At 66.4% G+C, this 15,040-nt stretch carries 17 protein-coding genes and 1 pseudogene; 9 read left to right on the forward strand and 9 right to left on the reverse strand.

Translation table 11 applies throughout. The features are described from left to right. The coding region (locus QZ609_RS16435; RefSeq protein ID WP_295497049.1) for an SDR family NAD(P)-dependent oxidoreductase at positions 1-330 on the reverse strand (330 nt) is incomplete at its 3' end. A gap of 16 nt (positions 331-346) precedes the next feature. Here QZ609_RS16435 and QZ609_RS16440 point away from each other — a divergent pair. Then, on the forward strand, positions 347-1,540 hold the full coding sequence (locus QZ609_RS16440; RefSeq protein WP_295497051.1) for a class I SAM-dependent methyltransferase: 1,194 nt from the start codon (positions 347-349) through the stop codon (positions 1,538-1,540). On the opposite strand, the gene QZ609_RS16445 is transcribed toward QZ609_RS16440, so the two are convergent. Then, positions 1,532-2,821, reverse strand: a complete 1,290-nt coding sequence (locus QZ609_RS16445) for a muropeptide transporter (RefSeq protein WP_295497053.1) — start codon at positions 2,819-2,821, stop codon at positions 1,532-1,534. The genes QZ609_RS16440 and QZ609_RS16445 overlap by 9 nt on opposite strands. Before the next feature lie 80 nt (positions 2,822-2,901). On the opposite strand from QZ609_RS16445, the gene QZ609_RS16450 reads away from it, so the two are divergent. After that, positions 2,902-3,858, forward strand: coding sequence for a M48 family metallopeptidase (locus QZ609_RS16450; RefSeq protein WP_295497055.1), 957 nt, complete (start codon positions 2,902-2,904; stop codon positions 3,856-3,858). A gap of 64 nt (positions 3,859-3,922) precedes the next feature. On the opposite strand, the gene QZ609_RS16455 is transcribed toward QZ609_RS16450, so the two are convergent. Both QZ609_RS16455 and QZ609_RS16460 read right to left on the reverse strand, forming a co-directional pair. Further along, complete coding sequence (locus tag QZ609_RS16455; protein ID WP_295497058.1) at positions 3,923-4,756, reverse strand: GyrI-like domain-containing protein; 834 nt, start codon at positions 4,754-4,756, stop codon at positions 3,923-3,925. 159 nt (positions 4,757-4,915) lie between these two features. After that, the gene (locus QZ609_RS16460) at positions 4,916-5,833 is read right to left on the reverse strand and encodes an EamA family transporter (protein ID WP_295497061.1); all 918 of its coding nucleotides are present in this window, start codon (positions 5,831-5,833) and stop codon (positions 4,916-4,918) included. 166 nt (positions 5,834-5,999) lie between these two features. On the opposite strand from QZ609_RS16460, the gene QZ609_RS16465 reads away from it, so the two are divergent. Continuing rightward, on the forward strand, positions 6,000-6,512 hold the full coding sequence (locus QZ609_RS16465; protein ID WP_295497064.1) for a MarR family transcriptional regulator: 513 nt from the start codon (positions 6,000-6,002) through the stop codon (positions 6,510-6,512). Here QZ609_RS16465 and QZ609_RS16470 read toward each other — a convergent pair. Then, positions 6,509-6,748 carry a hypothetical protein gene (locus tag QZ609_RS16470; RefSeq protein ID WP_295497068.1) on the reverse strand — a complete coding sequence of 80 codons (240 nt, stop codon included), beginning with the start codon at positions 6,746-6,748 and terminating at the stop codon, positions 6,509-6,511. The genes QZ609_RS16465 and QZ609_RS16470 overlap by 4 nt on opposite strands. Positions 6,749-7,159: 411 nt before the next feature. On the opposite strand from QZ609_RS16470, the gene QZ609_RS16475 reads away from it, so the two are divergent. The 5 genes from QZ609_RS16475 (at position 7,160) to QZ609_RS16495 (ending at position 11,063) form a co-directional block, all read left to right on the forward strand. After that, a complete protein-coding gene (locus tag QZ609_RS16475; protein WP_295497071.1) occupies positions 7,160-7,564 on the forward strand; it encodes a hypothetical protein in 405 nt (134 codons plus the stop codon). Between the two features lie 87 nt (positions 7,565-7,651). Then, entirely contained in the window at positions 7,652-8,005 is a 354-nt protein-coding gene (locus tag QZ609_RS16480) for a signal peptidase (protein WP_295497074.1), read from the forward strand. An 80-nt stretch (positions 8,006-8,085) separates the two neighbouring features. After that, positions 8,086-8,853: a YdcF family protein gene (locus tag QZ609_RS16485; protein ID WP_295497076.1), complete on the forward strand. Its 768-nt coding sequence runs from the start codon at positions 8,086-8,088 to the stop codon at positions 8,851-8,853. Positions 8,854-9,152: 299 nt separating this feature from the next. After that, positions 9,153-10,064 (forward strand): prohibitin family protein, encoded by a 912-nt coding sequence (locus QZ609_RS16490; protein ID WP_295497079.1) that lies wholly within the window; start codon positions 9,153-9,155, stop codon positions 10,062-10,064. A 183-nt stretch (positions 10,065-10,247) separates the two neighbouring features. Then, positions 10,248-11,063, forward strand: a complete 816-nt coding sequence (locus QZ609_RS16495) for a DUF4034 domain-containing protein (RefSeq protein WP_295497081.1) — start codon at positions 10,248-10,250, stop codon at positions 11,061-11,063. Between the two features lie 80 nt (positions 11,064-11,143). Here QZ609_RS16495 and argC read toward each other — a convergent pair whose 3' ends face one another. Together argC and QZ609_RS16505 are read right to left on the reverse strand one after the other, a co-directional pair. After that, complete coding sequence (gene argC / locus QZ609_RS16500; protein WP_295497084.1) at positions 11,144-12,157, reverse strand: N-acetyl-gamma-glutamyl-phosphate reductase; 1,014 nt, start codon at positions 12,155-12,157, stop codon at positions 11,144-11,146. 135 nt (positions 12,158-12,292) lie between these two features. Further along, positions 12,293-13,078, reverse strand: coding sequence for an exodeoxyribonuclease III (locus QZ609_RS16505; protein WP_295497087.1), 786 nt, complete (start codon positions 13,076-13,078; stop codon positions 12,293-12,295). A gap of 32 nt (positions 13,079-13,110) precedes the next feature. Between QZ609_RS16505 and pyrE the strand changes: the two genes are divergently transcribed. Then, on the forward strand, positions 13,111-13,788 hold the full coding sequence (gene pyrE / locus QZ609_RS16510; protein WP_295497089.1) for an orotate phosphoribosyltransferase: 678 nt from the start codon (positions 13,111-13,113) through the stop codon (positions 13,786-13,788). A 125-nt stretch (positions 13,789-13,913) separates the two neighbouring features. On the opposite strand, the gene QZ609_RS16515 is transcribed toward pyrE, so the two are convergent. Then, complete coding sequence (locus QZ609_RS16515) at positions 13,914-14,741, reverse strand: polyphosphate kinase 2 family protein (RefSeq protein WP_004635820.1); 828 nt, start codon at positions 14,739-14,741, stop codon at positions 13,914-13,916. Between the two features lie 47 nt (positions 14,742-14,788). Further along, positions 14,789-15,040, reverse strand: a pseudogene (locus QZ609_RS16520) (diaminopimelate epimerase); the annotation flags it as partial.

The raw sequence follows: 15,040 nt of genomic DNA on the forward strand, positions 1-15,040 counted from the left end.
GCTGAAGCTGGTCGCCACGTCGTACTGGAACAGCGAGGCGTTGTTGACCAGGCAGGTGGGCGTACCCAGTGCAGCGGTGCAATCGCTGATCAGGCGGCCGGCGGCGGCTTCATCCGACAGGTCGGCCTGCAGCACGGCGGCACGGCGGCCCATGGCGGTGATCTCGGCGGCGACGGCGTCGGCCTCGGCGCGCGAGCGGTGGCAATGCACGGCCACGTCCCAGCCGTGGCGGGCCAGGGCCAGGGCGATCACGCGGCCCACGCGGCGGCCGGCGCCCGTGACGAGGGCAATGCGCGGGGGTGCGTTCGATTCAGTCGGCGTCTGCGCCATTGTTTACAATCCGGCGATGAGCAAAACTGTGAGTTTACCGCTTCCCAACGAAGCAGCGCAGGCGCAGTCCGCGCGCCTGTTCGCCGTGATCGCCGACGCCATCGCGGCCGCCGGCGGCTGGCTGCCATTCGACCACTACATGGAGCTGGCGCTGTACGCGCCGGGCCTGGGCTACTACAGCGGCGGTGCGGCCAAGTTCGGCCGCCGCGTGGAAGACGGCGGCGACTTCATCACTGCCCCCGAGCTGACGCCGTTCTTCGGCCGTACCGTGGCGCACCAGATTGCGCAGGTGCTGGCGGTGCTGCCCGAGGGCCAGCGCCACGTGCTGGAATTTGGCGCCGGCACCGGCAAGCTGGCCGCCGACATCCTGACCGAACTCGACGCGCTGGGCATGCGGCCCGACAGCTACGGCATCGTCGAACTTTCCGGTGAACTGCGCCAGCGCCAGCAGGAACGCCTGGCGGCGCTGGGCCCCGAACTGGCTGCCCTCGCCCACTGGCACGACACGCTGCCCGCGACGTTCACCGGCGTGATGGTCGGCAACGAAGTGCTGGATGCGATGCCTGTGTCGTTGTGGGCGCGGCGCGGCGGCGTGTGGCACCGGCGCGGCGTGACGCTCGATGCCGAGCACGGCCTGCAATGGGAAGAGCGCGCAGCCGACCCGGCCGAGGTGCCGCCCAAGCTGGCCGCCCTGCCCGGCACCGACGACTTCGTCACCGAATCGCACGAAGCCGCCGAGGGCTTCCTCCGCAGCACTGGCGCGGCGCTGGAGCGCGGCTTGCTACTGCTGGTCGACTACGGTTTCCCGGCCGGCGAGTACTACCACGCACACCGCGCCGACGGCACGCTGATGTGCCACTACCGCCAGCACGCGCACGACGATCCGTTCTGGCTGCCCGGCCTGCAGGACATCACCGCGCACGTCGATTTTTCGGGCGTCGCCCAAGCGGGCCGGGAGGCCGGGCTGGAACTGCTCGGCTATGCGAGCCAGGCGCGCTTCCTGCTGGGCGCGGGCGTGGGGCAGCTGCTGATGACACTCGATCCGTCCGACCCGATGCAGTTCCTGCCGGCGGCCAACGCCGTGCAGAAGCTGCTGTCGGAAGCGGAAATGGGCGAGCTGTTCAAGGCGATCGCGCTGGGGCGCGGCATTGATGATGCATTGCCGCTGGCCGGCTTTGGCGATGCCGATCGCTCGGACCGTCTAGGCTGACGCCGGCTTCGCGGCCTTGGCCTCCAGGGCCCGCGCGTTCTGCTCCGATTCATAGTGGCCGATGGTGCCGCGCATGAGCCACAGCACGATCAGGCCCGGGAAGGCAAACGCCACCGTCATCAGGTAGAACGTCGGCCAGCCGTAGGCTTGCACCAGGTAGCCCGCGGTCGGCCCGACGTACACGCGGCCGATCGAGGCCAGCGCGGAGAGCAGCGCATACTGCGTCGCCGAGAATGACCGGTTGCACAGCGCCATCAGCAGCGCGACGAAAGCCGCCGTGCCCATGCCGCCGCACAGGTTCTCGATGCCGACCGCCACCGCCATGCTCCACAGATGCGCCGGCGTGACGGCCAGCGCCCAGTAGGCGAGGTTGGACACCGCCTGCAGCACGCCAAACAACACCAGCGCGCGCACCAGCCCCAGGCGGACCATCAGCGTGCCGCCATACAGCGCACCGACGATGGTCGCCAGCAGCCCCAGCGTCTTGTTAACGATGCCCACTTCGCCAGCGGAGAAGCCCACGCCCCGGATCAGGAAAGCGGTCGACAGGCTGCCCGCGAACGCGTCGCCCAGCTTGTAGAGCACGATCAGCGCCAGCAGCGCCCAGGCGCCACGCCGCGAGAAGAAATCCTTCAGCGGCCCGGCGACCGCTTCGCGCAGGCTGCGCGGCGGACGCGCCGCCACCTCGGGCTCGGGCGAGCGCAGCGTGGCGATGATCGCCAGCCCCATCAGCCCGGCCATCAGCAGGTACATGTGGCTCCAGCCCATCACGCGATCGGCCAGCCACAGCGCCAGGCCGCCCGACACCAGCATCGCCAGCCGGTAGCCGAGCACCTTGACCGCCGCGCCCACGCCGCGCTCGTTGGCGTGCAGCGCATCGGTGCTGTAGGCGTCAAAGACGATGTCCTGCGACGCCGACAGGAACGCCACCAGCACCGCCAGCCCGGCCAGCGCCCACAGCGCGGCGTGCGGCGGGGTGAACGCCATGGCCGCAATGGCGGCCACCAGCCCGACCTGCGTCAGCACCAGCCAGCCGCGGCGCCGGCCCAGCAGCCGCGGCGTGAAGCGGTCCATCAGCGGCGCCCACAGGAACTTGAAGATGTACGCCTGTCCCACCAGCGAGAACAGCCCGATGGTGCGGATATCGAGCCCCTCCACCGTCATCCACGCCTGCAGCGTGCCCGAGGTGAGCGCCAGCGGCAGGCCGGAGGCAAAGCCCAGCAGCAGCATCGCGCCGATGCGGCGGTTGCGGAACACGTCGAGGTAATCGTGGAAGGTCATGCTGCGGAGGTGGTGATGCGGATGCGGGTGGCCGGTATTATTGCACCACGATGATTGACCACCCGCCGGCCGCCCCGCCCATGCCCCGTCTCTCACGCTTCGCGCTGTTGGTCTGCCTGCTCGGCCTCGCCGGCGGTTACGCTGGATGCGCCCGCGCCACCGACGCGCCGCTGCCGGTACCCGCCGACGGCGTGAAGCTGGAAGCGCCCATCACCACGTCGCCCAACATCCGGCTGGTGATCCCCTCCGACGAGATCGAGCGCCGCGCGCAGGCCGAATACAAGCAGGTGATCGACAACGCGGCCAAGGAGGGGGCGCTCGCGCCCGACAACGTGCCGGACCTGATCCGCATCCGCGCCATCGTCCAGCGGCTCACGCCGCAGGCGCCGCGCTGGAACCCCGACGCCGCGCACTGGCAGTGGGAGGTCAACCTGGTCGGCTCGACCCAGGTCAACGCGTTCTGCATGCCCGGCGGCAAGATCGCCGTGTTCTCGGGGCTGGTGGAGCAGTTCAAGCTGACCGACGACGAGCTGGCCATGGCGCTCGGCCACGAGATCGCGCACGCACTGCGCGAGCACGCCCGCGCACGCTCCGGCCAGCGCGAGATCACCAACCTGGGCGCCAACGTTGTCTCGCAGCTGTTCGGCTTCGGCAACCGCGGCGACACCGGCCTGGGCGAAGGCGCCAAGATGCACCTGCTGGCGTTCTCGCGCGCCGAGGAAACCGAGGCCGACCTGGTCGGCATGGACCTCGCCTCGCGCGCCGGATTCGACCCGCGCGCCGCGCTCACGCTGTGGCAGAAGATGGGCTCGATCGGTGGAGCGGAGCAGAAGCAGTTCCTCTCCACCCACCCGTCAGGGCGCACACGCATGGTGGTGCTGTCGCGCCACCTGCCGGAGACGCTGCCGCTGTTTGCCGACGCCCTACGCATGCCGATGGCCAAACTGCCGGAATACCGGTCGAATATGCAATACCTCGGCGCTGCCCCGGTGGATAACGGCGACGAGGCGCCGATGCGGCCGATGGTGCGGCAGTAGACCTGCCTGCGCACATCTGGCCGTGCCAGTACCCGGCGGGCCTGTCGGACTGAATATCGGCCGCTTACTTCAGCGGCAGGCAGATGCGCGTCTGCAGTTGCGCCGGCGGCGTGGTGCGCGGGTCGTTCATGTATTGCTCGAACATGGGGAAGTCCGCCGGCACCTCGCCGCTGCTGGGCAGCCACTGGGAAAACATCCAGTTATAGGCCTTGTTCATCTCGATGTACGGCCCGGTGTACGTCAGGATGGCGCAGCGGCCTTCCGGGATCTCGAAGCGCTGCATTTCGTCGCCCAGGTCGGCGTCCGGCGCCACCGACACTCCGGCCATCGAGCGCAGCTGGCTGACCGGCGTCTGCTCGGGGTCATCGAAATACACGCCGATGCCGAAGGACGTGGGCTGCGCAAGGCCACGGCTGGCGGCAAGCATGAACACGCGGGTGAACACCGGACCGATTTCCAGATAGCTGCCGCGGTGGGGCAGGACGGCCAGCACCGCGCCGGGGCAGGTCTCGATCTTGATGGGGTACATGTCTGGCTCCTCTGGGTCAACGGGGCGGGAGCGGGCTGCCCGGTAGCGCCCCGGCGGGATGCCGAAGGTCGCCCCGAATGCCCGGTTGAACGCAGCGTCCGACTTGTAGCCGGCGCGCTGCGCCACATCGCGCAACGAAGCCTGTGACCCTGCCAGCGCCACCGCGGCCCGGTGCATGCGGATACGCTGCACCGTGGCGTTCACCGTTTCCCCCATCAGCGCGCGATAGACGCGGTGGAAGTGGTACGGCGATAGGCAAGCCAGATCCGCCAACTGGTGCAGGTCCGGGTCGGCGTCCGGGTGGCCGGCCAGCCAGCGCAGGACAGGCTCCAGACGCTGGCCGTACTGGATTCGGGTTTCAGGCTTCATGCAATCTCCTTGGAGCGCAATGTAGCCGGGGCGGCTTTGCAGATTTTGCGGTTGTGTTGCCCCGGCATTCACGAAGCCGATTGTAGGTTCCGCCGGCGAGCGCCGAGGCAAGATCACCAGCCTGGGCAACCCACGTCAGTCAAACAGAGCTGCCCGCGCTCACACCGGCCCCGCAGACCGCACAGGTCCTGCGGGGCTTTGCTCACGTGTCGGTGCCACCACGCGCACCCGCCGCGACAACGCCATCCCCGCGATGGTCGCCACCAGGATCAGCAGCGCCCCGCCCGTCTGCACCGGGCTGAACCACTCGCCCAGCAGCAACGCGCCCAGCACCGTGGCCGTGAGCGGACTGAGCAGCGAGAGGAAGGTGACATCCGCGCCGAGCAGGCCAATGCCGCGCACCCACAGCCAGTAGCCCAGCGCCGTGCCGATAACGATCAGGTAGGCGAAGCCGGCGGCATTGCGCAGCGTCGGCGCGGGCGGCAGGCCTTCCACAAGCAGCGCCACCGGCAGCAGCACCAACCCACCCAGCGCCAGCTGCCAGGCGGCCAGCGCCAGCGGCGTGCCGGTGCGGCCCCAGCGCTCGATCAGCACGGTGCCGATCGCCATCGACCCCGCCGCGGCCAGCGCTGCCGCCACGCCAACAGCATCCAACCGCGCCGACGGCCCCAAGATCAGCAGCCCCACGCCCACCGACCCGGCCAGCGCCGCTGCCAGCTGTGCCGGGCGCGGACGGCGCCCCAGCAGTGGCCACGCCAGCAGCCCGACCACCAGCGGCTGCACCGACATGACGGTGGCCGCCACCCCGCCCGGCAGCCGCGAGGCCGCCACGAACAGCAGCGCAAAGAACACGCCGATGTTGGCCAGCCCCACCAGCGTCAGGCGCAGCAGCTTGTCGCGCGGCGGCAGGCCGGGGCCGAGCAGCATCAGCAGCACGCCGGCCGGCAATGCGCGCAGCGCGCCCACCAGCAGCGGATGGCCGACGGGCAAGGTCTGCGTGAAGACGATATAGGTGGTGCCCCACAAGACGGGCGCCAGCGCGGTGGCCAGCATCACGGCAAAGCGGTTGAATGGCATGTGAATCCTCCTTCTCCGACACGTTGGCATTGGATGCGCCGGGCGCGATGTCGCGCGTGAAATGGCAACGGTGATGCCCGATTGCCCGGCCCACAGAAAGCCGGTACGATCTCAAGCATCTCCACGTCAAATAGTTTGACGTCGAAATATTAGGACGGGAATTTCGATGGGTCAAGGCGATTCCACCCCCGCACAAGGGGCACCGATGGACAGCATCCTCGCGCAATGGCGGCGCGAGCGGCCCGACCTCGACCCCAGCCCGATGGCCGTGTGCGGCGACGTCTGGCGCGCCGGCGAGCGCCTGCGCCAGGGCGTGGTCGCCAACGTGGCGGGCGCCGACCTGGACCTGGCCGGCTTCGACGTGCTGCTGACCCTGCGCCGGCAAGGCGGCGACGGGTCGCTCTCGCCCTCGGCGCTGGCCAAGGACATGATGCTGTCGACCTCGGCCATGACCAACCGGCTCGACCGGCTGGAGAAGCGCGGCCTGATCGCCCGCCAGACCGATCCGGACGACCGGCGCGGCCTCATCATCGTGCTCACGGCGGCGGGCTATGCGCTGGCCGACAGCCTGGTGGCCTCGCACGTGGCGACCGAGGAGTGGATGTTGGAGGCGCTCTCCGCCGAGGAGCGCGAGCAGTTGCGCGCGCTGCTCAACAAGATCGGTGGCCCTGCAGACTAGGCCGCAGCGTTGACGACCCCATCCGCCATGGCCAGCGCCGTACGCGCTTGCTCCGCCAGCGCACCGACGTAATCGATGTATTCGGCCTGCCGCTCGGCAGGCAGCCGGTGGAACCGCTCAAACCCCTCGTGACGAATCATCGTCAGCATCAGGCTGCACTGCGCCAGCGCGGCCACGGCCTGCGCGTGGGCCTCGTGCCGCCGGTTGGTACGGGAATCGGGGATGGAATGCGTCATCGTTCGGTCTCCAGTGCCACAGGGAGGAACGCGCCACCCGCACGTTGCATGCGGGTGGGCGAGCCAAGGCGGGCTGGAACACCGTCAGAAACACCAAAGACCGGCACGGCTTGCGCCGTACCCGCCGAGGCTCGCCCATAGGGGCGAACGGCGGCGGGACAAAAACCTTGAATGGTTATTGCCCGGCGTTTCGTGAACGGGGGTTCCAGCCCCGGTCGTCATTGTTTTGACGAACGGGTGGGAGTGTAGCGGGGGCGGGGTTGCCGGGGCAAACGTACAAATCTGAATTTCGATCGGCGCACCGTGCGCCACTCCACCAACGGTAGACGCGCCGCGACATCGGATTGCAGGGCAATGCGTTGCGGTGCATATTCGGTTTTCCGCAGAAACTCCAACGCCCGAAACGACGCGATGGCCATCGTCATGCACAAGAAGACGCCGCAAGAAAAGAAACGCTTGAGCTATCTGAAGGATCGACGGAATACCTATGGCGAGAGCGACAAGGGTTCGCGCAAAACCATTCGCAAGAACAAGCGATTCGACATGCGTGCCGAGCGCCGAAGACAGGACAACCGCCTACGCACCTCGACCACGGCGCAAAACGTCGACCAACTGACCGCGGCCGAAATGCGCGTAAAAAGCGCCCTGCCGCGCAGATGGCGCAAAAATGCGGATGCGCCCTTGGGCATCTTCCTCACACTGAGCAAACAGTCGCGACGGGATCGCTGGGGCAGCCGCATCCGTCGGCGACTGGCCGCGCAGGTCAAACAGGATGCCGCCCGAAAACCGGCCGTCCAAGCAGACCCCAAGCCGTAATTTCCGGCAACACAATCCTCAAACTCCTCGGAGCCCTGCTGCGCCACAATCACCCACGCCGCCCACGCGGCCGATTGTGAGATGCCCATGCCCCGCGACATCCTGCTTCCCCTGGCGTGCGCCGCTGCCCTCTTGGCAGCGCTGCCGCCGCCAGCCTTCGCGCAAGCCGCTTCCGCCCCCACCGCCCCCGCCGCCGACAACGAAGCCCTGCGCAACATCCAAAGCAACTTCGCCCACATGACCCCGCCGCCACGCACGGTGGAGTCGATCAACAAGGACCTGCGGCAGACCAAGGCCGCTCCAGCCAACCGCGCAGGCGGCGGTCGCGGCCCAGGCCGGATTCGCCAGCAACAGCAAAAAGACGCCGACACCTCCAGCACGGACAGCAAGCCGCCCGCGCCACCGCCGTCCGACAGCCCTCCGCCCGCAACCACCCCGTAAGACGACGGGTCGCGCGCGCGCCCATTCCTCTTTACGATGGCATCCCATCCCGCATGCGCCGTCGAAGAGGAGGCCCCCGCATGAGCTTGGCTGTGCTGTTTGTACTGATCATCGTGGCCGTGGTGTTTGCGGGCCGCGGACGCAGGCGCGCCGCGCGCTCGCTGGGCGGCGTGTCGCTGGTGCTGTTCCTGGCGATCGGCTGCGGGCCGGTGCCCGCGTGGCTGCTCGATTCCCTGGAAAAGCCGTTCGAGGTCGAGCCGCAGATTGCCTGGGGCGCGCGCAACGCCATCGTGCTGCTGGGTGCGGGCACGTTCCGCATCGGCAAGACCGTGGAGCCGGGCGTGTTCTCCTACCCGCGCCTGGTGGAAGCCGCGCAGCTGTACCAAGCGTGCCGGAAGGCCGGGGCAGGGACCGGCGCCGACTGCAAGATCCTGGTGAGCGGCGGCGACGCGCGCCACCACGGCGAGCCCGAGGCGACGGTCTATCGCCGCGAGCTCATCGCGCTCGGCATCGACGCGGGCGACCTGCTGATGGAACCGAAGAGCATGAACACGTGGCAGAACGCCCAGTTCTCGCGCGCGGTGCTCGCGCAGTACGGGCCGGAGCGCACGCTGCTGGTGTCGTCGGCCATCCACCTGCGGCGCAGCCTGCTGTATTTCACGCACTTCGGCATGACGCCGATCCCGGTGCGCGCCGACGACCTGCAGGCCACCGCCTCCCCCGTGCCGATGGCGTACAACTTTGCGCTGACCGACTTCGCGCTGCACGAGTGGATCGGCATCGCGCGCTACCACGTCTACAACGCGCTCGGCTGGAACCCCGCCCGCATCCACCCCGGCGACGCGTAACGGCGCCCGCGACCGGGGCATTCGAGTCACCGCTCTAGTGCTTCCGGGGGGCAGCAAAAACTTGGCGGCGGCCTATACTTGCTGCATCGCAACATCCGGGCTTTGCAATGCGCCACCTCGGTCGTATTGACGCTCACCGCCTCATCACTGTGGCCAAGCTCGCTTGCCACCACCCGCCCACCGGGCGCGGCCATCCCTGACGGGAATCGCTGACGATTCCTGCGCCAGCAGCGGGCGTTGCATCGCCCGCCCCGCCAGCCAACACCTCCGTACTCAGTACAACTACAAGGGGAACCCTCATGCCTCAAGTCACGGCGAGCAAGCTGCCGATCAAACTGCTCGCGGTCGTCTTTGGCGCCCTGGCGGCGCTGGTGATCGTGCGGACGTTCCTGCTGAGCTGGCAGATCATTCCGCCCGGCTACACCGGCATCAAGATCAACCGGCTGGTCGATCGCGGCATCACGCGCGAGAACGTGGTCACCGGCTTCGTGTTCTACAACCCGGTGCAGACGGTCATCATCCAGTACCCGACCTACGTGCAGCGCGTGATCTGGACCCAGGACCTCAATGAAGGCCGCCCCGTCAACGAAGAGCTGACCTTCAACACCAAGGACGCCGTGCCGGTGAACGTGGACGTGGCGGTGTCGTACCAGCTCGATCGCTACAAGGTGCCGGAGTTCTACACCAACTTCCGCGCCGATCGTATCGACGCCTTCACGCACGGCTACCTGCGCGACACGGCCCGCAACGTGATCGTCGCCATCGCGTCGGAATACAACTTCGACGATGTGAACGGCGCGAAGAAGGAAGAGTTCGTTGCGCGCCTGACCAAGGAGTTGGATACGCGCCTGACGCCGCTGGGCGTGTCGATCAAGCAGTTCGGCATTGTCGGCTCGCTGCGTCCGCCGCGTGCGTTGCTCGATGCCGTGAGCGCCAAGACCAAGGCCATCCAGGACGCGATCCGCACCGAAAACGAAGTGCGTTCCGCCCAGGCCGAGGCCAAGAAGCGCGTGGCGATTGCCGAGGGCGAAGCCGCGGCCAACCGCGCGCTGGCCTCGTCGCTGGATGACCGTCTGCTGGCGTGGGAACGCCTGAAGCTGGAGCGTGCTGCCATCGAGAAGTGGAATGGCGTGACGCCGAGTGTGATGGCGGGCGGCAACGCCGGCGGGGGAATGCTGTTCAACATCCCGGCGACGGGGCAGAACCACTGAGCATGATGGCAAGTCGCCGCCCGGCATCTTGGCGGCGGCTTAGCCCGTTACGGCAAGCGCCGCCGATGTGCCCCAAGCGGCATATAGAATGCGCTTGTTATCCTCCATTTCACGGCGAAATCCATGACGTCTTCAAGGACACATTCGAGGCGCGGGTCGTTTTGGACCCACCTGCTACTAGGCTTGCTGATCGCCATGCCATTCAGCGCGCATGCGAATGATCCGGAAATCCTCTCAGCGCTGGATGCCCGGCAGTATCAGCGCCTGGATACCAAGCTCAACGGGCTGCAGAAGGATTATGAGTCGGGGCGCCTTGATGAGATTTCGCTACGGAACGCCTTCGCACCGTTTTATCGTCTGACGCCACAACAAATCGCTGCCATGCAGGACTGGGTGAAATCGTCACCGAACTCGTATGCGGCCCACCTTGGCTGGGGAATCTACCTCCGTCGTGCGGCACTCGATGCCCAAAACGGACAAGGCATCGCGGAGCTATCCAACGAAAGACTCGATTCGCGGGCCCGATTGCTTGAGGCGGCCAAGCCTGAGCTGCAACGCGCGAAAGTACTCGCTGCCAAGCCGATGCTGGCGATCTTTCATCTGATGGGCGTTTCTCTTTTCCAGGGCGATCAAGTCGCCTCACGTGCGCTCTTTGATCAAGCCAACAAGATCAACCCGAAGAATCGTCTAGTACGAGACCGCTACATGCTGACCCTGACTCCACGGTGGGGTGGTTCTTATCCAGAGATGCAGTCGTTCATTGCCGCCTCTCGCACTGCGCGGCTGGACCCCGAGGGCATCATGCACCTCGAAGCCATCATGTATGACGACATGGGGCATTCCGCGATGGAGGCTGGCGACCAAAAGGAAGCGTACAAGTATTTCCGGATGGCGCTAGATCTGGACGCGAAGATTGGCGGGTCATTCAGGCACGACTACCTGATGACCGCGGACGCCTACGTCTGTGGTCAAGACCGCGATCCCAAGTATTGCAAGTAGCTTCGTCACATGACGAGGCACCCAAAGAAAAACGCGCCCCTCGGGCGCGTTTTTCGTCTCAGCGATCCTGCTTGCTGCGATCAGCTCGCGAAGTCCGGCGTCGCCTGGCGCACGGCATGCTCGGCGCCTTCTGCGGGAATCGGCGCTTCCACGTGCAGGCTGGTCGCCTCGTCCACGCCCAGGTGCACGTTCATGCATTGCACCGCGGCGCCGGCCGCGCCCTTGCCCAGGTTGTCCAGGCGCGCGGTGACGACCATGCGCTCGTCCGAGCCGAACACGAACAGGTCGGCGCGGTTGGTGTCGTTGGCGCCCTGCACGTCGAAGAAGCCGTTATCCAGCGTCTCGACGTTATCGGCCGGGGCCACGCGGATGAACTGCTCGCCCTGGTAGTAGTCGGCCAGCACCTTGGCGATGTCCGCCGGGCTCACCTTGCGTGCCAGATGCTGCGGATGCAGGCCGATCGTCACGGCCAGGCCCTTGAGGAAGTTGCCGACCACCGGCGTGAAGATCGGCGGCAGGCTCAGCTTGGCTTGCACGCGCATCTCCGGCAGGTGCTTGTGCGCCAGCGCCAGCGCGTACGGGCGCGGGCTGTCGAGCTTCGGGTTATTGGCGGCGAGGTAGTCGGCGATCATCTGCTTACCGCCGCCGCTGTAGCCGGTGAGCGAGAACGCGGTGACCGGATAATCGGCCGGAACAATGCCCGCTTCCACCAGCGGACGCATCAGCAGCACGAAGGCGCTGGCGTGGCAGCCCGGCACGGCGATGCGCTTGGTGTTGCGCAGGCGCTCACGCTGGCCCTTGTCCAGTTCCGGCAAACCGTAGACCCAGTCGTCCGACGTGCGGAACGCGGTGCTGGCGTCGATGATGCAGGTGTTCGGGTTGGTGACCAGCGAGACGGCCTCGCGCGAGGCGACGTCCGGCAGGCACAGGAAAGCGACATCGGCGGCGTTGAGGAATTTGGCGCGCTCGGCCGAATCCTTGCGCTTGTCTTCGGCGATGCGCAGGAGTTCGATATCGTCGCGTTGCGACAGATAGTCGAGCAGGCGAAGGCCGGTGGTGCCTTCCTGACCGTCGACGAAAACCTTGAATGCCATGGCGATCTCGCTAAAAAACTGTGGGCAAAACACAGCGCCAGCCCAGTGCCGGCGCGTGAGTTTTGGATTGTAGCGGCTGCGGAAGAAATTTCTGCGGCAGCGCAATAAAGTGCTCTTCTTGTCGCTTACCAGTGCCTACCAGTGCGGCTTGGTGTCGTAGTCGACCGTCAGCGGCGCATGATCGCTGAACTTGATGTCCTTGAAGACGGACGTGCGGCGCGCGGTGGCGGCGATGCCCGGCGTGGCGATCTGGTAATCGATGCGCCACCCGACGTTCTTTGCGTACGCCTGGCCGCGGTTGCTCCACCACGTGTACTGCTCGGGGCGCGGGTCCAGCGTGCGGAACACATCCACGTAGCCGACCTCGTCGAACAGTTGGGTCAGCCAGGCGCGCTCTTCGGGCAGGCAGCCGGAGTTCTTCTGGTTGCCCTTCCAGTTCTTGATGTCGATTTCCTTGTGCACGATGTTGACGTCGCCGCACAGGACGACCTCGCGGCCCTTCTCGTGGCGCAGGTCTTTCAGGTGCTGCATGAACAGCGCCATGAAGCGGAACTTGGCCTGCTGGCGCTCTTCGCCGCTGGAGCCCGACGGCACGTAGACCGAGATGATCGACAGCTTGCCGTAGCGGGCCTCGACGTAGCGGCCTTCGGCGTCGAACTCGCCGCCATCGAAGCCGATGATCACGTCATCCGGCTTGTGGCGCGTGTACAGGCCGGCGCCGCTGTAGCCCTTCTTGACGGCATGCTGGAACACGCCGTGGTAGCCGTGGGGGGCCAGGAACTCGGGCGTCATGTCGTCTTGCGCGCATTTCAGCTCCTGCACGCAGACGAAATCGGCGTCCTGCTTGCCCATCCACTCGAAGAAGCCCTTGCTGGCGGCGGAGCGGACGCCGTTGAGGTTGGCGGAAATGATGCGTAACATGGCGGGACTTTTTTGCAGACCAGAGAAAAAAGATGAGCCAAAACAGCGAGTTGCGCCAATCCTTCATCCGCTTTGCGGTGCAAGCCGGCGTGCTGTCGTTCGGGGAATTCGTGACCAAGGCGGGGCGGACGTCGCCCTACTTCTTCAACGCCGGCAAGTTCAGTGACGGCGCGCTGCTGGGCCAAGTCGCGCAATTCTATGCGAAAACCCTGCTGGACTCGGGTGTCGAGTTCGACATGCTGTTCGGGCCGGCCTACAAGGGCATCACGCTCGCGTCGGCCACCGCCGTAGCCTTGGCGGGCCTGGGCCGGAATGTGGGCTTTGCGTACAACCGCAAGGAAGCCAAGGACCACGGCGAAGGCGGCAGCCTGGTCGGCGCGAAGCTGCAGGGCCGGGTGGTGATCGTCGATGACGTGATCTCTGCCGGCACCTCGGTGCGCGAGTCCGTCGAGCTGATTCGCGCCGCCGGCGCGACCCCGGCTGCTGTGCTGATCCTGATGGATCGGATGGAGCGCAGCGGCAACGCCGTGGATATCGGCGAGCGCTCTGCGGTGCAGGATGTGCAGGCGCAGTACGGCATGCCGGTGGTGTCGATTGCGAATCTGGATGATTTGCTGGGGTATCTGGATAACGCGGGCGACCCGGCGCTGGCTGGGTATCGGGAAAAGGCTGCTGCTTATCGGGATAAGTACGGCGTTAGCGCGATCTGAGTTTTTGCCGCGTAAAAAAACCCCGGTGGATGTTGTTCGCCGGGGTTTTGTTTTTTGTGGCTCATCCTCCTGCCGCGGCCGATGCGAGGGATGCACCATCAGCGCAAGAGCCGCAAACCACCACCCTATTCGATCTTCAACCCCAAGAACGCCGGATTCCCCACCGGATATTCCGGCTGCAACCGCTCCATCACCTGCAGCAGAATCTCCGCCACCATCAGGCTGCGATGCGACTTGGAGTTCGCCGGAATGATGTGCCACGGCGCGTGCGGGGTGGCTGTGGCATTGATCGCGTCTTCGTAGGCGGCCATGTAGTCTTCCCAGAACTTGCGTTCTTCAATGTCCGCCATCCCGAGCTTCCAGTGCTTCTGCGGATCGTCGATACGCATCTGCAGCCGATCGCGCTGCTCCTCCTTGGAGATATGTAAAAAGCATTTGACGATGGTGGTACCGGTCTCGGTCAGCATCTGCTCGAAAGCATTGATGTGAGCGTAGCGGCGCTTGCTCTCGGCGGCATCGATGTCTCCATGCACGCGGGTGACGAGCACATCTTCGTAATGGCTGCGATTGAAGATGACGATCTCGCCTGCGGCCGGCACCTCCGCATGGATCCGCCACAGGAAGTCATGCGCCAACTCCAGCGGCGTGGGCACCTTGAAGCCCACCACGCGCAGGCCGAGCGGGTCGAGCGCACGGAATACGGTGCGTACGGTGCCATCCTTGCCCGCAGTATCCATGCCCTGCAGCACGACCAGCAGCTTGCGGCGGTGCTCGGCATAGAAGATGTCCTGCAGCGCCTCAATGCGCGCAGACAGTTCGGCCAGCCGCGCCAGGTCACCCGCCTTGCTGCCCGTGGTGCACGGTTTGGCGGCAGGATCGAACTTGGCGATCTTGAACTTGCTGCTGCCGTCGAAATACCAGTCGTCGATGGGGTTCTTGCCGTTGGATGCCACGGTGTCTCCTTGTTGTTCAGACAGGCGAATGGGCAGTTCCCGCGCGCCTAGTGGGCAGCGGTCAGCTTGAGCGCATCCAGATCCAGCGTGCCTTCAAACACGGTCGTGGCGGGGCCCGTCATCATGACCGGCTGGCCATCGCCCGCCCACGCGATGGTCAGGTCGCCGCCATGCGTGGCCACCTTGACGGGTGAATCGAGCAGGCCGCGGCGGATGCCGGCCACCACCGCTGCGCACGCGCCGGTGCCACAGGCGAGCGTCTCCCCCGCGCCGCGCTCGTACACGCGCAGGCGCACGGA

The organism is uncultured Ralstonia sp. (assembly GCA_913056305.1).
Taxonomy (GTDB): Bacteria; Pseudomonadota; Gammaproteobacteria; order Burkholderiales; family Burkholderiaceae; genus Ralstonia.